The organism is Siccirubricoccus phaeus (assembly GCF_008360935.1).
Classification (GTDB): Bacteria; Pseudomonadota; Alphaproteobacteria; order Acetobacterales; family Acetobacteraceae; genus Siccirubricoccus; species Siccirubricoccus phaeus.
Window position 1 is genome coordinate 38,198 of sequence record NZ_SRXO01000019.1, and the last position, 19,817, is coordinate 58,014.

Annotated in this window: 14 protein-coding genes; 8 read left to right on the top strand and 6 right to left on the bottom strand. The window is 74.1% G+C overall.

Annotation, left to right across the window (positions count from 1 at the left end):
* Nucleotides 1-20 precede the first annotated feature (20 nt).
* The 3 genes from E5N76_RS22215 to E5N76_RS22225 are packed head-to-tail and all read left to right on the top strand — an operon-like array spanning nt 21 to nt 8,702.
* Nucleotides 21-6,767: a PAS-domain containing protein gene (locus E5N76_RS22215; protein ID WP_187830327.1), complete on the top strand. Its 6,747-nt coding sequence runs from the start codon at nt 21-23 to the stop codon at nt 6,765-6,767.
* A 28-nt stretch (nt 6,768-6,795) separates the two neighbouring features.
* Nucleotides 6,796-8,256: a metalloprotease TldD gene (gene tldD / locus E5N76_RS22220; protein WP_149539522.1), complete on the top strand. Its 1,461-nt coding sequence runs from the start codon at nt 6,796-6,798 to the stop codon at nt 8,254-8,256.
* Nucleotides 8,253-8,702, top strand: a complete 450-nt coding sequence (locus E5N76_RS22225; protein WP_149539523.1) for a GNAT family N-acetyltransferase — start codon at nt 8,253-8,255, stop codon at nt 8,700-8,702. The genes tldD and E5N76_RS22225 overlap by 4 nt, the downstream gene beginning before the upstream one ends.
* A 93-nt stretch (nt 8,703-8,795) precedes the next feature.
* Here the strand turns inward: E5N76_RS22225 and E5N76_RS22230 are convergent, their stop codons facing one another.
* From E5N76_RS22230 to E5N76_RS22250, 5 genes are all read right to left on the bottom strand, one after another.
* Nucleotides 8,796-9,158 (bottom strand): HVO_A0114 family putative DNA-binding protein, encoded by a 363-nt coding sequence (locus E5N76_RS22230; protein WP_149539524.1) that lies wholly within the window; start codon nt 9,156-9,158, stop codon nt 8,796-8,798.
* Nucleotides 9,155-9,448 (bottom strand): toxin-antitoxin system TumE family protein, encoded by a 294-nt coding sequence (locus E5N76_RS22235; RefSeq protein WP_149539525.1) that lies wholly within the window; start codon nt 9,446-9,448, stop codon nt 9,155-9,157. Before E5N76_RS22235 ends, E5N76_RS22230 begins: the two co-directional genes overlap by 4 nt.
* Nucleotides 9,449-9,536: 88 nt before the next feature.
* On the bottom strand, nt 9,537-9,959 hold the full coding sequence (locus tag E5N76_RS22240; protein WP_149539526.1) for an EF-hand domain-containing protein: 423 nt from the start codon (nt 9,957-9,959) through the stop codon (nt 9,537-9,539).
* 73 nt (nt 9,960-10,032) lie between these two features.
* Nucleotides 10,033-11,379, bottom strand: a complete 1,347-nt coding sequence (locus E5N76_RS22245; RefSeq protein ID WP_149539527.1) for a glutamate--cysteine ligase — start codon at nt 11,377-11,379, stop codon at nt 10,033-10,035.
* Between the two features lie 48 nt (nt 11,380-11,427).
* Nucleotides 11,428-12,153 (bottom strand): 16S rRNA (uracil(1498)-N(3))-methyltransferase, encoded by a 726-nt coding sequence (locus E5N76_RS22250; protein ID WP_149539528.1) that lies wholly within the window; start codon nt 12,151-12,153, stop codon nt 11,428-11,430.
* Between the two features lie 602 nt (nt 12,154-12,755).
* Here E5N76_RS22250 and ubiA point away from each other — a divergent pair.
* Both ubiA and E5N76_RS22260 read left to right on the top strand, forming a co-directional pair.
* Nucleotides 12,756-13,655, top strand: coding sequence for a 4-hydroxybenzoate octaprenyltransferase (ubiA, locus tag E5N76_RS22255; RefSeq protein ID WP_149539574.1), 900 nt, complete (start codon nt 12,756-12,758; stop codon nt 13,653-13,655).
* A 350-nt stretch (nt 13,656-14,005) separates the two neighbouring features.
* Entirely contained in the window at nt 14,006-14,629 is a 624-nt protein-coding gene (locus E5N76_RS22260; protein WP_149539575.1) for a class I SAM-dependent methyltransferase, read from the top strand.
* Nucleotides 14,630-14,836: 207 nt separating this feature from the next.
* Here the strand turns inward: E5N76_RS22260 and E5N76_RS22265 are convergent, their stop codons facing one another.
* Nucleotides 14,837-16,069: a c-type cytochrome gene (locus E5N76_RS22265; protein WP_235907824.1), complete on the bottom strand. Its 1,233-nt coding sequence runs from the start codon at nt 16,067-16,069 to the stop codon at nt 14,837-14,839.
* Nucleotides 16,070-16,194: 125 nt separating this feature from the next.
* On the opposite strand from E5N76_RS22265, the gene E5N76_RS22270 reads away from it, so the two are divergent.
* The 3 genes from E5N76_RS22270 to E5N76_RS22280 all read left to right on the top strand — a co-directional run bounded on the left by E5N76_RS22270 (nt 16,195) and on the right by E5N76_RS22280 (nt 19,552).
* Nucleotides 16,195-16,647 (top strand): hypothetical protein, encoded by a 453-nt coding sequence (locus E5N76_RS22270; protein ID WP_149539530.1) that lies wholly within the window; start codon nt 16,195-16,197, stop codon nt 16,645-16,647.
* A 427-nt stretch (nt 16,648-17,074) separates the two neighbouring features.
* Entirely contained in the window at nt 17,075-18,091 is a 1,017-nt protein-coding gene (locus E5N76_RS22275; protein ID WP_149539531.1) for a Bug family tripartite tricarboxylate transporter substrate binding protein, read from the top strand.
* A 393-nt stretch (nt 18,092-18,484) separates the two neighbouring features.
* Entirely contained in the window at nt 18,485-19,552 is a 1,068-nt protein-coding gene (locus E5N76_RS22280; RefSeq protein ID WP_235907825.1) for an aspartate-semialdehyde dehydrogenase, read from the top strand.
* Nucleotides 19,553-19,817: the final 265 nt, after the last annotated feature.

Below are 19,817 nucleotides of genomic sequence, written 5' to 3' on the forward strand. Positions count from 1 at the left end.
GCTGCCCGAGGAGGATGGGGATGACTGAGGCGATCGCGACCGCCGCCGAGCCCACAGCCCTCGCCGCGCTGGCGGCGCTGCCGCAGCCGGTCTTCGGCTTCGCCGCGGATGGCCGGCTGGTCCTGGCCAACCCCGCCGCCCGCGCCGCCGCCGGGCTGGGCGAGGCGCGCGGTGGTCTCGACCTGGCGGCAATCGCCCTCCGCCTGGCCGAGCGGGGCGAGTTGGGCGCGGGCGAGCCGGCGGCGCTCGCCGCCGCGCTGCTGGCCGCGCCCGGCCCCGACCCCAGCCGCCGCCTGCTGCGCCGCCCCGCCGACGGGCTGTGGCAGGAGCTGCAGAGCCTGCCGCTGGCCGGCGGCGGCCGGCTGCTGCTGCTGCACCCCTTGGCGGAACCGCCGCTCGGCGCCGTGCTGGCGCCGCTGCAGGGCGGCGTGGCGGTGGTGGATGCCGCCGACCGCCTGGCCTTCTGCAACCCCGCGGCGGCCCGGCTGAGCGGGCTGCGGCCGGAGGCGCTGCGGCCGGGCATGCCCATGGAGACGGTCTTCGCGCTGATGGCGGCGGCGGGGGAGCTGGATGCGGCGGAGCTGGCCGGCATCCGCGCCATGCGCGCGGCGCGGCCGGCGGGCGCCAGCAGCACCTATATCCGCCGCCGCCCGAACGGCGACAGCCAGCGCTGCTGCAGCACCCCCATCGTCGGCGGCGGCCGGGTGCTGGAGATCGCCGATATCTCCGAACAGGTGCAGGCGGCCGAGGAGGCGGAGCGTCGCGCCGCGGTGCTGGACGGCGTCATGGCCACCCTGCCGCACGGCGTGGTGGTGTTCGACGCCGAGGACCGCGTCAGCCTGGTGAACGCCGCCTATCAGCGGATCGCGGCCGGGGGCGAGATCGCCCTGGGCGAGACGCGTGCGGCACTGCTCCGGCGCCGCGCGGCCGCCGGGGAAGGCGCGGATGAAGCGGTCGCGACGCCGGCCGGGCCGCCCGGCCAGCCGCACCTCGTCGAACAGGTGCGGCCGGACGGCACCGTCATCGCCTGCCGCGCCGCCGCCCTGCCCGGCGGCGGCCGGGTGGAGGTGATCACCGACATCACCGGCCTCGCCCGGGCGCGGGCCGAGGCGACCGAGCGGGCGGCCCAGCTCCAGCGCATGCTGGACCATATGCGCCACGGCATCTGCCTGTTCGACGCGGCGCACCGGCTGGTGGTGGCCAATGCGCTGGCGCACCAGCTCACCGGCCTGCCGCCGGAGGTGCTGCGGCCGGGGCGGCATATCCGCGAGCTGCTGCAGGAACAGGCGGCGCGCGGCGTTTTCGGCGTGGGGGAGGCGGCGCAGGCCGCGCTCGCCCGCAACCTCGCCCTGGACCGCAGCCGGCAGACCGGCCATCTCCGCCCCGGGCCCGGCGGCACCACCATCGAAATCATCGTCGAGCCGACCCCGGATGGCGGCTATGTCGTCACCTTTAGCGACGTCACGGCGCATGTGGCGGCGGAGGAGGCGGCCCGGACCCAGGCCGCGCTGCTGCAGGCGACGCTCGACAACCTCCGCACCGGCATCACCCTGTTCGGGCCGGACCAGCGGCTGCGCTTCGCCAATGCGCTGGCGCAGGACCTGGCCGGCTACTCCCCCTCCCGCCTGCAGGCCGGGGCGAGCATCGCCGAGCTGCTGGACGATCTGCGGACCAATGGCGAATTCGCCGAGGCGCCGGGGATGGATGAGCGTGCCCTGGCGCTGCGCCATGCCAACCGCTCCGTCCCGCGCCGCCACCTCCGCCGCAAGGCGGATGGCAGGGTGGTCGAGGTCCGCTCCGACCCGCTGCCGGATGGCGGCTTCATCCTGACCCATGCCGACGTCACGGCGCTGGCCCGGGCGGAGGAGGAGGCGCGGCAGCGCGCCGATGAGCTGCAGCTCATCCAGGACAGCATCCGCCACGGCCATGCGCTCTACGGCGCCGACCGCAGGCTGATCGCCGCCAACCGCCTCGCCGCCCTGCATGCCAGCCTGACGCCCGAGGAGTTCATCCCCGGCCGCAGCTTCGAGGAGCTGGTGGAGCTGCAGCGCCGGCACGGCGCCTTCGGCCCGCCGGAGAGCCAGGCGGCAGCGCGGGAGGTGGCGCGCATCCTCGGCTCCGACCGGCGCCTGCCGGACCGCTACCAGCGGACCCTGGCGGATGGCCGGGTGATCGAGGTCTGCTCCGACCCGACCCCGGCCGGCGGCTTCGTCATCACCTGGAGCGACATCACCGCCCTCGCCCGGGCGGAGGCGGCGGCCAGCGAGCGCGCCGCCATCCTGCAGGGCATGCTGGACCATCTCCGCCACGGCATCGTGGTGTTCAACGCGGCGGGGATGGCGGTCGCCGCCAACCCGCTCTGCAGCGAGCTGGCCGGGCTCCGGCCCGGCGTGATCCGCCCCGGCCGGTCCTTCGCGGCGACGATGCGCGACGCCTTCGGGCCGCAGGAATGCAACGACCCGGCGGGGGCGGAGGCGGCGATCGCCCGTGACCGCTCCAGGCCCTATCGCGGCCGGCAGCACACCCAGAGCGGCAAGGTCGTCGACATCTTCTCCGACCCCATCGCCGGCGGCGGCTTCGTCATCAGCTATGTGGACGTGACGGCGGAGGCGCGGGCAGAGGCGGAGGCGAAGGCCCGCGCCGCGACGCTGCAGCGGGTGCAGGAGACGATCCGCCACGGCATCGCCCTGTTCGATGCCGAGGGCCGGCTGATCAGCGCCAACCGCCTCGCCGCCGGGCTGGCCGGGGTGCCGGAGGCGGCGCTGGCGCCGGGGGCGACGCATGCAGCGCTGACCGCGGCGCAGCTCGCCGCCGGGGTGTTCGGCGAGGGCGCCGAGGCGGCGGCGGAGGCGGCCCGGCTGCGCCGGGCGGATCGCCGCCGGCGGCTGCAGCACCAGCGGCGCATGCCCGATGGGCGGGTGGTGGAAAGCGCCTCCGACCCCGTGCCGGAAGGCGGCTTCGTCATCACCTGGAGCGACGTGACCGCCCTTGCCGAGGCGGAGCAGGCGGCGGAGCAGCGGGCGGCGACGCTGCAGGCGATGATCGAGAACATGCGCCACGGCGTGGCGCTGTTCGGGCCTGATCACCGCCTGCTGGCGGCCAACCGGCTGATCGAGGAGCTGGGCGGCTTTCCCCCCGGCGCCGTGCGCCCCGGCCGGAGCCATGCCGAGCTGGTGGCGGAGCAATCCGACCGCGGCGCCACCGGGGACCCGGCGCTGGATGCCGCGCTCGCGGCCCGCGGCCTGGCGGCCGACCGCCGCCAGAAGCTGCGCTACACCCGCCCGGCGCGGGATGGCCGGATCCTCGAGGTCGCCTCCAACCCCATGCCGGATGGCGGCTTCGTCATCACCATCACGGATATCACCGCCCTGGCCTGGGCGGAGGCGGCGGCGCAGCAGCGCGCCGGCCAGCTCGGCGCGCTGCTGGACACCATCCGCCACGGCGTCAGCCTCTACGGGCCGGACCGCCGGCTCATCCTCAGCAACCGGCTCTGCTACAGCATCAGCGGCACGCGGCAGGCGGGGATCGAGCCCGGCATGACGCTCGAGGAGGTGATGCAGCAGCAGCTCCGCATCGGTGCGCTGGGGCCCGAGCCGGCGGCGACCGCGCTGGTCGAATTCGTCCTCGGCATCGACCGTTCGCAGCCCTACCGCTACCAGCGCCGCACCCCGGATGGCAGGCTGATCGAGGTGGTCTCCGACCCGACGCCGGATGGCGGCTTCGCCATCACCTTCACCGACATCACCGCTCTGGCGGCGGCGGAGGCGGAGGCGGCCAGCCGCGCCGCCATGCTGCAGGACGCGCTGCACACCATGCGGCACGGCTTCGTGCTCTATGGGCCGGACCGGCGGATCCGCGCGGCCAACGGCCTGGCCGCGACCTATGGCGGGCTGCACCCGGACGATATCCGCGTCGGCATGACCCTGGATGACGGGCTGCGGCAGGAACATGCCCGCGGCGGCTTCGGGCCGGAGCCGGAGGCCAGCGCCACCCTGCGCGAGCGGCTGGGGCGCGACCGCGGCAAGCCCTACCGGGAGACGCGGCGGCTGGCCGACGGGAGGGTGACGGAGATCTCCTCCGACCCCACGCCGGATGGCGGCTTCATCCTCACCTTCAGCGACGTCACCGCCCTGGCCCGGGCGGAGAGCGAGGCGCAGGACCGCGCCGCGACGCTGAAGGTGGCGATGGACAGCATCCGCCACGGCATGGCCTTCTACGGCCCGGACCGCCGGCTGCGCCTGGCCAACCGGCTGGCCAACCCGGATTACGGCCTGCCGGAGCTCAGCGGCCGTACCGGCACGCGGTTCGACGACCTGGTCTGCGAGCAGCTCCGGCTCGGCCTGTTCGGCGACGGGCCGGAGGCGGCGCGGCTGGCCGCCGAGGTGATCGGCTTCGACCGCAGCCAGCCGCTGCGCTACCAGCGCCGGCTGCGCGGCGGCCGGGTGATCGACATCTCTTCCGACCCGACGCCGGATGGCGGCTTCGTCATCACCCATTCGGATGTGACGGAGCTGGCGGAGGCCAAGGCCGAGGCCTCCGCCCGCGCCGCCACGCTGCAGGTGATGCTGGACAATATCCGCCACGGCATCTCCTATTTCGGCCCGGACCACCGGCTGATCGCGCACAACGCCCTCGCCGAGGCCTCGATCGGCATCGGTCCCATGGAGGCCGGCCTGCGCATCGAGGAGCTGGTGCGGCTGCAGCGGGAGAAGGGCGTGTTCGGCGAGGCGATGGCCGGGGACCGCGTCATCTCGCCGGCTGTCCTGCTCGACCGCTGCGAGCCGATCCGCTACCTGCGTCACACCCCGGATGGGCGGCGGCTGGAGGTCTCCTCCGAGCCGGCGCCGGATGGCGGCTTCGTCCTCACCCACACCGACGTGACGGAGCTGCTGGAGGCGCAGGCCGCCGCCGCGCAGCGCGCCGTGGTGCTGCAGGTGATGATGGACAGCATGCGCCACGGCATCGCGCTCTATGACCGCGACCGGCGGCTGATCTCCGCCAACCGGCTGGCCGCCGAGCTGAACGCGGTGGCGCCCGAGGTTTTCACCCCGGGCCGCACCACGCTGGAAGTGGCGCGGGACTTCGCCGCGGCCGGCGCGATCACCATGGCGGAGGCGGAGATGACCGCCGCCGATGATTACGCCACGCCGAAGCGCCGGCTGCGCCACCTGCCGGATGGCCGGATCGTCGAGGTCTCCGTCGATCCGACGCAGGATGGCGGCTTCGTCGCCACCTATACCGACATCACCCCGCTGACCCGGGCGGAGACGGCGGCGCGGCACCGCGCCGCGGTGCTGCAGGTCATGCTCGACAACATGCGCCACGGGATCATCTACTACGATGCCGAGCACCGGGTGGTGGCGGCGAATTCCCTGGCGGCGGAGCTGGGCGGCCACCCGCCCGGCTCGGTGATGCAGGGCCGGCGCTTCGAGGCGCTGATCGACGAGCAGGTGGCGCTCGGCGCTCATGGCGGCGCCACCGAGGCGACCGCCCTGATGGCCAAGGCGATCGACCACCGCAAACCCGCCCGCTACACGCGGCCCGGCAGCGGCGGCCGGACCATCGAGGTGACCTCCGACCCGACGCCGGATGGCGGCTTCGTCGTCACCATGACCGACATCTCGCCGCTGGCCGAGGCGGAGCGCGCGGCCAAGGAGCGGGCCGGGGTGCTGCAGGCCATGCTGGACAACATCCGCCATGGCATCGCGCTGTTCGATGCCGAAGGGCGGGTGCAGGTGGCGAATCCGGTCTTCCTCCGCCTGCTGGACCTGCCGGCGGAGGTGATGGCGCCGGGTCGCCCCATGGCCGATTTCGTCAACCTGATGCTGGCGCGGGGCGAGTATGGCGAGGGCGAGGCCGGCATCGCCGCGGCCCGCGCCATGCTGGGGCGGGACCGCACCCGGCCGCTGCGCACCACCCGGATCAGGCCGAATGGCGTGGCGGTGGAGACCGTCTCCGACCCCATCCCGGGCGGCGGCTGGGTCATCACCTATACCGACGTCACCGAGGACCGCCGCATCCGCGCCGAGCTGGAGCGGGCGAAGAACGCGGCGGAGACGGCGAACCAGGCGAAATCCCGCTTCCTCGCCGCCATGAGCCATGAGCTGCGGACGCCGCTGAATGCCGTGATCGGCTTCTCCGAGGCCTTCCTCGCGGCGCCGGAGGCGGAGCGGGGGCTCGACTATGTCCGCTCCATCCATGAGGCGGGGCGGCATCTGCTCTCCCTGATCGACGACATCCTGGACGTGACGCGGGCGGAGACCACCGGCTTCGTCGTGACCAGCACGGAGGTGGATCTGAAGGCGCTGGGCGAGGGGGCGGTGCGGGTGATAAGGACCGTCGCCGGCGCGGCGGGGGTGGAGCTGCATGCGGTGCTGCCGCCCTCCCTGCCGCGCATCCGGGCGGATGAGCTGCGGATGCGCCAGGTGCTGCTGAACCTGCTCTCCAACGCGGTGAAATTCACCCCGGAGGGCGGCCATGTGACGCTGTATGCGGAGCGCGACCCGGGGGGCGATCTGCTGGTGCGGGTGACCGATACCGGCATCGGCATGAAGCCGGAGGACATCCCCCGGGCCTTCGAGCCCTTCACCCAGCTCGATTCCTCCCTGGCCCGACGCTTCCCCGGCTCCGGCCTCGGCCTATATCTGTCCAAGGCGCTGGCCGAGGCGCAGGGGGCGAGCCTGACCCTGGACAGCACCCCCGGCCGGGGCTCCACCGCCCTGCTGCGGATTCCGCAGGCGCTGGTGCTGGACAGGCTGGCCGTCTGAGCGCGGCCGCAACATTTCGGAGAGCCCCATGCCGCTCGACACCCCGCTTTCGGTCACCGACCGCCTGTTCTTCGGTGCTGGGGATTCCGGCTCCGCCGGGGGGCTCGACCGCGCCGCGGCCGAGCGCCGCGTGCGGGAGGCGCTGGCCGGCGCCGAGGATGGCGAGCTGTTCCTGGAATACCGGGAAAGCGAAGTCATCTCGCTGGACGATGGCCGCATCCGCAGCGCCTCCTTCGACGCCACGCGGGGCTTCGGCCTGCGGGCCGTGGCCGGGGAGGCGGCGGGCTACGCCCATTCCGGGGAAATCTCGGAAGCCGCCCTGGCCCGCGCCGCCGCCACCGTGCAGGCGGTGAAGCAGGGCCATGCCGGCACGCTGGACGTGGCGCCGCAGGCGACCAATGCCCGGCTGTACGAGGCGGCCAACCCGCTGGCGGCCATGGAATTCGCCGCCAAGACGAAGCTGCTGGCGGAGATCGATGCCTATGCCCGCGGCCGCGACCCCCGGGTGAAGCAGGTGATGGCCTCGCTCGCCGGGGAATGGCAGGCGGTGCAGGTGCTGCGGCCGGATGGCACGCGGGTCGCCGACCTCCGTCCGCTGGTGCGGCTGAACGTGGCGCTGGTGCTGGAGCAGGATGGGCGGCGGGAGACCGGCAGCCATGGCATGGGCGGCCGCTTCGACTATGCCCGCATCCTCGGCGAGGCGAGCTGGAAGGGCGCGGTGGACGAGGCGCTGCGCCAGGCGCTGGTGAACCTCGAGAGCATCCCGGCCCCGGCGGGGGAGATGGAGGTGGTGCTCGGCCCCGGCTGGCCCGGCATCCTGCTGCACGAGGCGATCGGCCATGGGCTGGAGGGCGATTTCAACCGCAAGAAGACCAGCGCCTTCGCCGGGCTGCTGGGCCAGCGCATCGCGGCGCCGGGGGTGACGGTGGTGGATGACGGCACCCTGCCGGACCGCCGCGGCAGCCTGACGGTGGATGACGAGGGCACGCCGAGCCACCGCACCGTGCTGATCGAGGATGGCGTGCTGGTGGGCTTCCTGCAGGACCGGCAGAATGCCCGGCTGATGGGCGTGGCCCCCACCGGCAACGGACGCCGGCAGAGCCATGCCCATATCCCGATGCCGCGCATGACGAACACGGTGATGCTGGGCGGGGCGCATGCGCCGGAGGAGATCATCCGCAGCGTGAAGCGCGGCCTCTATGCGGTGAATTTCGGCGGCGGCCAGGTGGACATCACCAGCGGCAAATTCGTGTTCAGCGCCTCGGAGGCCTACCTGATCGAGGACGGCAAGCTCGGCGCGCCGGTGAAGGGCGCGACGCTGATCGGCAACGGCCCGGACTCGCTGACCAAGGTGGCGATGGTAGGAAATGACATGGCGCTGGACCCCGGCATCGGCACCTGCGGCAAGCAGGGGCAGGGCGTGCCGGTGGGCGTCGGCCAGCCGACCCTGAAGCTCGCCGGGCTGACGGTGGGCGGCACGGCGGTATGAGCATCCGCCCGGCGCGGCCGGAGGACGCCGCGCGCGTCGCCGCCATCGTGGAGGCGGCCTATACGCCCTGGGTGGCGCAGATCGGCCAGCGGCCCGGGCCGCTGGATGACGATTACGCCGCGCGCGTCGCCGCCGGCGAGACCTTCGTGCTGGAAGCCGGGGGCGCGATCAGCGGCATTCTGGTGCTGGAGGACCACCCCGACCACCTGCTGCTGGACAACATCGCGGTGGACCCGGCGCGCAAGGGCATGGGCGATGGCCGCGTGCTGCTGGACTTCGCGGAGGCGGAGGCGAAGCGGCGTGGTTTCACGGAGATCCGCCTCTACACCCACCAGAAGATGGCGGCGAACATCGCCATCTACCTGAAGCGCGGCTATGTCGAGACCGGCCGGCGGGTGGATAAGGGCCTGCCGCGGGTGTTCATGGCGAAGCTTCTGGCGGGGTAGGGCGGGATCGGCCGGGCCTCGCTCACCCCGTCCCGCCCCGGCTCGTCGCTTGGCCGCGCGATCCGCGGTCACGCTCCAACCACGCCGCCCGACTCAGGCAACCAGGTCGACATCCACCGTCAGCCGGTCCGCCGTGGCCTGCAGGCCGGCGGCGGAGCGCTCGAGGAGCCCGGCATTCTCCAGCGCCACCACATCGCCATGCACCCGGCGGTAGTCCCGCTGAAGTTCCTGCGACAAGGCCCGGATGGACCGCGCCGGATGCTGCCGCACATGCTTCAGCAACCGCATCCGCTCCGGCGTCAGCACTGAGGCCATCGCCTCCAGGCTTTCGAAGGTGAGGATGCGCTGGGGCGCCACCGCCTCCCCGGAAGCGGCGCGGTGCCAGGTGTCGAGGAAGGCCGCCGCGGCCTCCTCGAAGCCGGCTTGCCCGATGGTGATCCGCGTCCGCCCCGTCATATCGGCTCTCCCCGCAGCCGGGCGACATCCGCGCGGAAATCCGCCATCAGCCGCTCCGGCGTGGTGAAGCGGTAGGGTTCCTCGCGCGCGCCATAGTAGCGGTGGTCGCCCTTGCCGGCTTCGTTGTCGTAGCCCACCAGCCGCACCCCGTCCCTGCCATAGAACAGGCTGTATTTCAGTTGGTGCGCGGAGCCGCGCACCGGCGCCGGCACCAGCCAGATGCGCATCTGGATGATGGCGCCATCGGCCAGCACCGACTTGCTGTCGAAGAGCAGCGTTGCCCGGGCCACGCACCGACTATGCCGCAACAAGGCATATGGCGTCAAGCATCATATGTCCTCCGCCGGCACAGGGCGTTCCGGCACAGGGCGTTCCGGCTCAGGGCGAGGCCGGCCTGGCCGGCCGGCGCGGCCTTTCGCGCCCGGTCAGCAGGTTGTCGCCGTTGCTGTCCAGCGAGCGGAACCACATCTCGGACAGCGGCCGCAGCTCCTCCGGCGTCAGATGGCCGTTGCGGTCGGCATCGGCGGCGCGGAAGGTGGCCTGGGCGCGCCGGTGGCTCGGCACTTCCTCGGCGCTCAGCCGGCCGTCGCCATTGCGGTCGGCCCGGTCGAAGCCCTGGCGCAGCCAGGCCCAGACCTCGTCATGGGTGATGCGGCCGTCGCGGTCGGCATCGACCTCCAGCGGGCTGCCGCCGAACAGCCCACCGGGGCTGTCCGGCCCGCCCCAGGGCGAATACGGAACCTGCGCCGCCGCCGGCAGCGCCAGGCCCAGCGCCACCGCCAGGGCCGCACCCCATCGCATTCCCATCATGCCGTCTCCGCCTGCCTGCCCGGGCCGCAGCCCCGCCCGCATTGCACCCCGCGCCGGGCCGCCCTCACAGCTCGGCCTGCAGCAGCGCCTGGCGCGCATCGCCGCGCCAGGGGCCGTGATACAGCGCCAGCAGCCGGTCCGCCTGGGTCAGGCCGCTCGCCACGATCTCCTCCAGCGGCGCGAGATAGACCTCCTCGCCCAGGCCGCGGGCCTGCAGCCCGTCCCGTGCGATGGCCAGCACCTCCCGCGCCACCTCCCGCACCGGCCGGCCGCGGATCTGCGCCCCCAGCGCCTCTCGCGGCACCGCGGCGCGCAGCGCGCCGATCTCCTCCACCCCCCACTCCCGCACCAGCGCTGCCGCCGCCTTCTGCGCCGCATCGTCGTACAGCAGCCCGACCCAGAGCGCGGGCTTGGCCAGGATCATCGCCGGGCTGCCGACATCCGAGCCGCGCATCTCGAGGAAGCGCTTCAGCCGCACATCGGTGAAGGCGGTGGTCACATGGTCGGCGAAATCGCCGATGGTGGCGCGTTCTCCGGGCAGCACGTCCAGCCTGCCGTCGAGGAAGCTCCGAAAGCTCTTCCCCGCCGCGTCCAGCCACTTCCCGTCCCGCATGACGAAATACATCGGCACGTCGAGCAGCCATTCGGAGAAGCGCTCGAAGCCGAAGCCCTTCTCGAACACCACCGCGGGGATGCCCGTGCGGGCCTTGTCGGTATCGGTCCAGACCTGGCCGCGCATGCTGCGGAAGCCGTTCGGCCGGCCCTCGGTGAAGGGGGAATTGGCGAACAGCGCCGTCGCCACCGGCTGCAGCGCAAGGGAGACGCGCAGCTTCTCCACCATGTCGGCTTCGTCGCCGTAATCCAGGTTGGCCTGCACCGTGCAGGTGCGCGTCATCATGTCGAGGCCGAGGGCGCCCACCGTCGGCATGTAGCGGCGCATGATGGCGTAGCGCCCCTTCGGCATCCAGGGCATCTCCGCGCGGCTGTGCAGCGGGTGGAAGCCGAGGCCGGCGAAGCCCACCCCCAGCGGCTCCGCCACCGCATGCATCTCCCGCAGATGTCCGCCCAGCTCCCGCGCCGTGGCGTGGATGTCCGGCAGGATGGCGCCGGAGAGCTCGAGCTGCCCCGCCGGCTCCAGGCTGATGGAGGCGCCGCCGCGCTTCAGCCCGATCGGGTTGCCGTTGTCGAGGATCGGCGCCCAGCCGCGCGCCATGAAGCCTTCCAGGATGGCGCGGATGCCGCCCGCCCCCTCATAGGGCGGAGTCGCGAATCCCCCGCGGAAGAAGCCGAATTTCTCGTGCTCCGTGCCCACGCCCCAGTCCCGGCGCGGCTTGCTGCCGGCGGCGAACCATTCGGCCAATTGCCGCACCGAAGTGATCGGCGTCAGATCCGCTTCGCCGGGGTTGGACATTGTGAGCTTCCCTGTCTCGGCGTTGCGGGCGGGGCGCCCGGCATTCGCTCAACCGTGGTTCCAATCGCCCGCCCGGGCCTGAAGAAGGGCCAGCCCGGCCACCGCCGCCGTCTCCGCCCGCAGGATGCGGGGCCCGAGGCCGACAGGCGAAACAAAGGCACGCCGGCGCAGATCGTCAAGCTCCGCCCGGTCGAACCCGCCTTCCGGCCCCACCAGCCAGGCGGCGGGAAGCTGCAGCCCCTCCAGCACCGTGGCGAGGGGCGGGGCGCCGGCGCGTTCCGCCGCCACCAGCAGGGAGGTGCCGTCCCAGCCATCCAGCACGCCGTGCAGCGGGCGGGCCTCCGCCAGCGCCGGCAGGTCCAGCCGCTCGCATTGCTCCGCGGCTTCCCGGGCGATGGCGGTGAGGCGGGCGAGGTTCACCCGGTCCGCCACGCTGCGGCGCGTCAGCACCGGCTGGATACGGGCGACGCCGAGCTCCGTCGCCTTCTCCACCACCCATTCCATCGCCTCCCGCTTCAGCACGGCGACCAGCAGGCGGAGGTCCGGGCAGCCGGCCTGGGGGCGGGTGCGGCGTTCCGGCACCAGGCTGCCGCGGTCTTTCCTGATGCCGGCGATGCGCGCCAGCCATTCCCCGTCGGCGCCGTTGAAGGCCAGCACCGCGTCCCCCGGTCCGCGCCGCATGACGCTGCCGAGGTAATGCGCCTGTGTGGGCGGCAGGGCGACCTCCCGCCCTGCCTCCAGCGGCGCATCGAGGAAGAGGCGCGGGGTGGACATGCCGCCCTTTCGCTGGAAGAGAGGCGGAAGGCAAGGCTTGCCCCCGGGGCGGGTGTCAGGGTGGGTCCAGGGGCAGGTCGGGGCATGGGCGCGAAAGCGCGGCTCCCGTGGCGGCACCCAAGGGTGGCTCTCAGGGGAAGGGCGCCCAGGGGACGGCACTCAGGGAGGATGACCCCCATGAGACGGCACCCAGGGGGAGCTCCCAGGGGACGGCTCTCAGGTGGTGGCTCCCAGGGGACACCTAAGGGGACCACCTAAGGGGCGGGTCCCAGGGGACGGCCCCAGATGGTGGCTCCAGGGGGACACCTAGGAGTGGCTCCCGGGGGGAGCTCCCAGGACGGCTCCCAGGGGGACACCTAAGGGGCGGCTCCCAGGGGACGGCCCTCAGGTGGTGGCTCCCAGGGGGGCACCTTGGGGGGGCGGCTCCCCGGGGGGATGGCCCCCAAGGTGGTGGCTCCCAGGGGGACACCTAGGGGGGCGGCTCCCGGGGGAACGGCCCCCAAGGGGTGGCTCTCAGGGGAACGGCTCCCCCAGGCAGCGGCTCCCGGAAGGCGGCCCGGCCTGGGGCGCGGGTGGAGAAGCGGGCAGGGGCGCGGGCGGAGATGCAGGGCCATACGGATATCGCGGCCGGCGGCTGGGTGGGGCGGCTGCCCCAGGGCTGGCGGCCCTATGCGCTGCTGGCGCGGCTGGACCGGCCGATCGGCGCCTGGCTGCTCTTCCTGCCCGGGCTCTGGGCCTTTGCCCTGGTGGCGCCCTCCTGGGCGGAGGGGGTGCGGCTGACCCTGCTCTTCGCCATCGGCGCGGTGGCCATGCGCGGCGCCGGCTGCGTGGTGAACGACCTCTGGGACCGCGACATCGACCGGCTCGTGGAGCGCACCCGTGGCAGGCCGCTGGCGGCCGGCACGGTCTCGCCGCAGCAGGCGCTGGCCTTCCTGGCCGGGCTGTGCCTGATCGGCCTTCTGGTGCTGGTGCAGCTCAACCGGGCGGCAATCCTGCTCGGCCTCTGCTCGCTGCTGCCGATCCTGCTCTATCCCCTGGCCAAGCGGGTGACGAACTGGCCGCAGGCGATGCTCGGCCTCACCTTCTCCTGGGCGGCGCCGGAGGGGGTGGCGGCGGCGACCGGGGAGGTCGGTGTGCTGGCGCTCATCCTCTGGGCCGCGGGCTTCATGTGGATCCTCGGCTACGACACGATCTACGCGCATCAGGACCGGGAGGATGACGCCGCAGTCGGCATCGGCAGCACGGCGCTCCGCTTCGGGGAGCGGACGCGGCCTTTCCTGGCGGCCTGCTACGCCGCCACCCTGGCGCTGCTGGTGCTGGCGGGCTGGGTGGCAGGGCTGCACTGGCTGTACCTGCCGGCCCTGCTGCTGCCGGCGGCGCTGCTGGCGCGGCAGGTCCTGGCGCTGGATATCCACGACCCGGCGCGCTGCCTGGTGCTGTTCAAGGCGAACCGGGAGGTGGGGCTGGCCGTGGCGCTGGCCTTCCTGATCGGGCGGCTGTGAGCGGGGACGCGGCACGCCGGGGCGATGAGGGGCCTGGCGGGGCCGGTGACCGGCCCGATGGGCAGCGGGAGGTGGGCGGCGGGGGCGCGACATCCTCCCGTGCCGCTGCCTTGCCGGACGGCCCCGGCCAGCTCGGTGACGGGCCCGGCGAGCGGTGCGAGGTGAACGGAGGGGGCGCGGCACCCGGCGGCGGCGCCTTCCAGGACCGCCCCCAGCTCGGCGGTCGGCCCGGCGGGCGGCGCGAGGCGGGGGAGAGCGCGGCGGCTGCCGCCGCATCCTCCCCGCCCGGTCGCCCGGGCCAGGGTGGCCGCCCCTTCCCGGACCGCTCGGGCGAGGCCGCCGAGGCCTTCATCCTCGCCCATACCGCCCCGGCCACCCCGCCGCTGGTGCCCGAGATCACCCTGCAATTGGCCTCTGAGATCACCCCCATCTGGCAGGCCACCGAGGCCTGGCTGGCGCAGGAGGGCATCGAGCCGCCCTTCTGGGCCTTCGCCTGGCCGGGCAGCATCGCCACGGCGCGCCTGCTGCTGGATGAGCCGGCGCGGGTGCGGGGCAGGCGGGTGCTGGATTTCGCCGCCGGCTGCGGCCTGGCCGCCATCGCCGCCGCCAGGGCTGGCGCCGCGCTGGTGGAAGCCGCGGAGATCGACCCCCTGGCCGTCGCCGCCACCAGGCTGAACGCGGCGCGCAACGGCGCGGCGGTGGTGGCGCTGGCGGGCGACCTGGTCGGTGCCCCCTGCCGCTGGGACACCGTCCTCGCCGGCGATGTCTGCTACGAGGCGCCGATGACCGGGCATATCCTGCCCTGGCTGCGCGCCCTGGCGGCGGCGGGGGCGGAGGTGCTGCTGGCCGATCCCGGCCGCGCCTATCTGCCGCGGGAGGGCCTCTCCCCGGTCTTCCGGCTGGCGGTGCCGGTGACGCGGGAGCTGGAGGACCGGGAAATGCGCGCCGTTACCCTCTACCGCCTGCTGCCCTGAAGCGGCGATGCGCCGGCTCGCCCTGCTGCTGGCCGCGCCCCCGAACCCCCACCGGGGACCGGACCGGTCCTCCGGACCCCGGTGTGAGTTTCAGGCCCGGCGATCCAACCGGCCGACTCACGGCGGAGTCCGGGGGGAAGCCTTCCCCCCGGCGGGGGGTGCAGGGGGCAGCGCCCCCTGCTGAGGAGCGTGGCCAAAGCCCCCAACCTACCGCGTCGCCTCCTCCAGGAAGTGCAGCAGCGCCGCCATCTCCGCGGGGTTTTCCAGCCTCTGCACCGGCATGCGCGTCCCCGGCGTCACCACATCCGGCCCGCGGGTGAAGAGCTCCGCCACCGTCTCCCTGGTCCAGGTGATATCGCCCCGCGCCAGGCGCTCCGAATAGGGGTAGCCGGGCACGCTGCCCATGCGCCGGCCGAACAGCCCCTGCAGATGCGGCCCGGCCATCGGCCCGGCCTCCGCCCGCAGCGCGTGGCAGGCGACGCAGGCACGGAACGCCCATGCATCCTCGCCCCCCGCCGCCGCGGCCGGCACCGCCGGCTGCAGCGGCCCCAGGGGCTGGCCCGCCAGCGACCAGCGCCGCACCACCCGGTCCTGCCCGCCGGTCCAGAGGCTCTGCCCATCCGCTGCGAAGGCCACGGCCCAGACCGGCAGGCCGGGCCCCTCCAGCCTTGTCACCAGCCGCCCCTCCGGCAGGGCGAGGAGGCTGACGCTGCCGCCCAGCGAGGCCGCGGCCAGCAACCCGCCATGCCCTGCCCTCGGGGGCGCCACCGCCAGCGCCACCACCGGCCGCGGGCCCACCGGCAGTACCCGCACCGTCCCATCGGGGCCGAGCAGCCGCACCATCCCATCCGCCCCGGCCGCCGCCAACCCGCCGAAGGCTTCCCCCTGGGGCAAGGCCGCCAGCGCGTTCTGCGGCACGCCGAATTCGCCGATCACCCGGCCCGAGCCATCCGCGGCCCAAAGCCGCAGGCTGCCGTCATAGCCCGCCGAGGCGAGCCCCGCCGGCAGGAAGGCCAAGCCGTTCACCGGGCCCCGATGGCCTTCCAGCACTGCCGCCGTGCCATCCGGCCGCCAGCGCCGCACCGTGCCGTCCCAGCCGGCGGAGGCGAGTTCGCCGCCCGGCCCCACGGCCAGCGCCGCGACGGGCGCGGCATGGCCCTCCAGCACCTGGCGCGGCTGCTCCGCCCCGCCGGGTGGCCAGAGGGCGATCCGCCCATCCTCTCCGGCGCTGGCCAGGCCGCCATCCGGCAGCGCGGCGAGCGCATTCACCGCCCCGCCATGCCAGCGCATGACGCGGCGCGCCCCGGCCTGCGCGGGATCCCAGAGGATCACCGCTTGGTCGAAGCCGGAGGAGGCGAGGCCGCCCGACGCGCCTTCCCCCGGCAGCACCGCCAGCGCCCGCACCGGCCCGCCATGGCCGGCCAGCTCCTGCGCAGGCACGGCGTGCGCCCCGGCGAGCAGGAGGCAAAGGGCGGCCGGCAGCAAGATAAGCTTGCACCGCATGGGCGGAAACTTAACTTCTTCCATGGAGCCGGTCACCAAGACCGGCCCGGGAGGTAACGAACATGATCGAAACCCCAAGACGGGAGGGGGCGGGGCTGGTGCTGCTCGGCGCTGCCATCCTTCTTGCCGCCGCGGCCGCGCTGTTCCTGCCGGCGCTGCATGTCCGCGGGGCGGAGCAGCAATTGCTCGGCCTGTCCGCCTGGCAGGCGGTGCCCATCCTCACTTCGCTGAAATTGCTGGCGCTGGTGGCGGCGATCCTCGTCGTGGTCTCGCCGCGGCTGGCGGCCTACCGGCCGCCGGTGCTGGCGCTGGCCGCCTGCATGATCTTCGTCCCCGCGGCCGGCGCGCTGCTGGCCGGCGTCAGCCCGGGGACCGATGTGCGGAACCGGCTGATCGAGCTCAGCGGCAACCGCACCCCTTGGGTGGATCCGGGCTGGGGGCTGGTGGCGCTGCTGGCGGCGGTGGCGCTGCTGGTCCTGGCCGCCGCCTGGGGCGCGCGGAAGAACGCGCCATAGGCAGGCGACGGCGCGGGCCGGCCGGGTGCCGTGCCGCGCCGGTCCTGGTCGTCGTGGAAGGGCGCGAAGGCGCCCGCGGGCGACAGCCATGGCCCTGGCCGGGACCCTGGCGGCCGTGCCGCGGCGGTGCTGGCCACCGTGCGGTGGGGCACTCCTGCCGGCGATGGCGGGGCCGGCCGGGCCGTCATGACCCGCGCCGGTTCCGGCCACCATGATGGACGCGCGGAACGGCCCCGGGCAGGGGGCGGCCGCAGCCTGGCCGGAGACCCCGGAATAGCCGTGCCCTCGCCGGCCCCCGTCTCAAGGGGAGAGGGCGCTCGGAGGCGGCGGGCCCGGCCTCCGGGCCGGAGGATGTCGCCCCCCTTCAGCCGGGGGGCCGGGTCGCGTTAGCCTGGATCCGTCCAAGAACGACAGGGGAGGATCCTCCATGGCCATCACCCGCCGGGACTTTGGCGTGGCTTTGCTGGGCGGGCTTGCCATGCCCGCCCTTGTCCCCGGGGCGGGTGCCCAAGGGAGTGCCCAGGGGAGTGCCCAAGGGAATGTGCAGGGGAATGCCTGGCCCAACCGGCCCATCCGCCTCGTCAGCCCCTTCGCGCCCGGCGGGCCGCAGGACGTGCCGGCGCGCCACTTCGTCGAATGGCTGACGCCGCGGCTCGGCCAGCCCGTGGTGTTCGACAGCCGGGCCGGGGCGGGTGGCGCCGTGGGGATGCAGTACGTCGCGCAGGCGAATGACGGCCACACCTTCCTCATCACCTCCAACGCCATCGCCACCCTGCCGGCGATCCGCCGCAACCTGGGCTTCGACCCCTTCACCGACCTGCTGCCGGTGACGCTGGTGATGCAATCCCCCTACACCCTGGTGGTGCGCGCCAACGGGCCGAAGAGCCTGGAGGATTTCCTCGCCGCCGCGCGGGCGGCGCCGAACCGGCTGACCTATGGCAGTTCCGGCGTCGGCGCCTCCACCCACCTGACCGGCGCCATGCTGTTCCAGAAAGCGGCGGTGCAGGTGACGCATGTGCCCTATCGCGGCGCGCAGCTCGTGATGAACGCGCTGCTGGCCGGCGACATCGACTGCTATATCGGCGATGTCGGCATTCCGCTGGAGCATATCCGCAGCGGCACGGTGCGCTGCATCGCGGTGACGACGACCGGGCGCGCCCCGCTGCTGCCGGATGTGCCCCCGGCCAGCGAGGTGGTGCCAGGCTATGCCTCGACCCTGTGGTACGGGCTGTTCGGCGGAAAATCGACGCCGCCGGAGGCGATCGCGCGCGTGCTGGCGGAGCTGGCGCCGCTGCGCGCGCCGGAAAGCGAGCTGCGCCTGCGCGTGGCGGAGCGCGGTTCGGAACTGCTGCTGACCGGGCCGGCGCCCCTGGCCGAGAGGCTGCGCGGGGAGGTGCCGCAATGGCGGGCGGTGGTGGCGGCGGCGGGGATCGAGCCGGAATAGGGTCGCCGCGGCCGCACCCGGCGGTTCCCCAGCCTTGCCCGCGCGCCGGCTTCGGCCGGCGCCCTCCATCCCGCCTGCAGCAAGGCCGAACCGCATGGCGCCCGGCAACCCGGCCGATCCCGCCGCCCGCTACCGGCGCCTCGCCGCGGTGGAAGCGGCCTGAGCAGCCGCGAAAGCAATTGCCGCCCCGCCGCGCGCCTGCTACGCACCATTCCATGCTCGGCATGGCCACCAGCAAGCGCACGACCGAAAAGACGACCGCTTCGGCGGGGCGTCCTCTGGCGGCTGCGCGGTGACCATCGCGGCATAACCCCCAGCAAGGCCCCGCCGGCAACGGACGGGGCCGGCCAGGACAGGGCGCCCCGTCTCCCCGGCTTCCAGGAGACGCAGCCCATGCCAGACACCATGCCACCTTCGCTTGCCGCCGCCGCCCTGGCGGGCGAGGCGCGCCTGCCGAACATCGCCATCCTCGGCGCCACCGGCGCGGTGGGGCATGCGTTACTGGCCAGCCTGGAAAGCCGCGGCTTCCCGGTGGGCGGGCTGCGCCTGCTCGCCTCGCCACGCTCGGCCGGGCAGCTTCTGGCCTTTCGCGGCCAGGAATTCGCCGTGGAGGCGCTGGCCGAGGACAGCTTCGCCGGCATCGACCTGGCCTTCTTCTCCGCCGGGGCCGCGCTGTCCCGCCAGGCGGCGCCCTGGGCGCGGGCGGCGGGGGCGGTGGTGGTGGACAATTCCTCCGCCTTCCGCATGGACCCCGCCGTGCCGCTGGTGGTGCCGGAGGTGAATGCGGGGGCGCTGGCCCGGCATGCCGGGCTGATCGCCAATCCGAATTGCGTCGCCGCCATCGCCACCGTGGCGCTGGCCCCGCTGGAGCGCGCCGCGCCGATCCGCCGGCTGAGCATCGCCACCTACCAGGCGGCCTCCGGCGCCGGCGCGGCGGCGATGGCGGAGCTGGAAGCGGCCACCGCCGCGGCGCTGCGCGGCGAGGCCTTCACCCCGCGCGTGCTGCCCCACCCCTACGCCTTCAACCTGTTCAGCCACAATGCGGCGATGGACCCGGAGACGGCGCATAATGGCGAGGAGCTGAAGGTGGTGGCGGAAAGCCGCCGCATCCTCGGCCGGCCGGAGCTGCCCATCGGCATCACCTGCATCCGCGTGCCGGTGCTGCGCGCCCATGGCATGGCCATCACCGCGGAGTTCGACGAACCGATGGCGCCGGAGCGGGCGCGGGCGCTGCTGGAAGCGGCGCCGGGGCTGCGCGTGGTGGACAACGCGGTAGCCAACCACTACCCGATGCCGGTCGAGGCCTCCGGCCGCGAGGAGGTGCTGGTGGGGCGCATCCGGCGCGATCTGGGCGACCCCTCCGGGCGCAGCCTGGCGATCTTCGTGGTGGGCGACCAATTGCTGAAGGGCGCGGCGCTGAACGCGGTGCAGATCGCGGAGCTGGTGCTGCGGGGCGGTTGATGCGGGGCTTTGCCCGGTGGCGGCCGTGCCGGCAACCCCCGGCGGGGGTGCAGGGGCAGCGCCCCCGCCAGGGGTAGGCGCACTGCCGGCAACGCTCCCCCCCGGACCCGGCCTGAGTTTCAGACCCAGCGTCCAACCAGCCGACTCACGGCGGGGTCCGGGGGGAAGCCTTCCCCCCCGGCGGAGGTGCAGGAGGCAGAGCCTCCTGCTGGGGGTGGCGGCACTGCCGCCAACGGGCAAAGCCCCCGTTCTTACCCGGCCGGCT

Coding starts and splice junctions, on each gene's coding strand:
- E5N76_RS22280 (WP_235907825.1), top strand. CDS start 18,485: ATGCCAGACACCATGCCACCTTCGCTTGCCGCCGCCGCCCTGGCGGGC.
- E5N76_RS22240 (WP_149539526.1), bottom strand. CDS start 9,959: ATGCGATGGGGTGCGGCCCTGGCGGTGGCGCTGGGCCTGGCGCTGCCG.
- E5N76_RS22230 (WP_149539524.1), bottom strand. CDS start 9,158: ATGACGGGGCGGACGCGGATCACCATCGGGCAAGCCGGCTTCGAGGAG.
- E5N76_RS22245 (WP_149539527.1), bottom strand. CDS start 11,379: ATGTCCAACCCCGGCGAAGCGGATCTGACGCCGATCACTTCGGTGCGG.
- E5N76_RS22270 (WP_149539530.1), top strand. CDS start 16,195: ATGATCGAAACCCCAAGACGGGAGGGGGCGGGGCTGGTGCTGCTCGGC.
- ubiA (WP_149539574.1), top strand. CDS start 12,756: ATGCAGGGCCATACGGATATCGCGGCCGGCGGCTGGGTGGGGCGGCTG.
- E5N76_RS22275 (WP_149539531.1), top strand. CDS start 17,075: ATGGCCATCACCCGCCGGGACTTTGGCGTGGCTTTGCTGGGCGGGCTT.
- E5N76_RS22215 (WP_187830327.1), top strand. CDS start 21: ATGACTGAGGCGATCGCGACCGCCGCCGAGCCCACAGCCCTCGCCGCG.
- E5N76_RS22250 (WP_149539528.1), bottom strand. CDS start 12,153: ATGTCCACCCCGCGCCTCTTCCTCGATGCGCCGCTGGAGGCAGGGCGG.
- E5N76_RS22225 (WP_149539523.1), top strand. CDS start 8,253: ATGAGCATCCGCCCGGCGCGGCCGGAGGACGCCGCGCGCGTCGCCGCC.
- tldD (WP_149539522.1), top strand. CDS start 6,796: ATGCCGCTCGACACCCCGCTTTCGGTCACCGACCGCCTGTTCTTCGGT.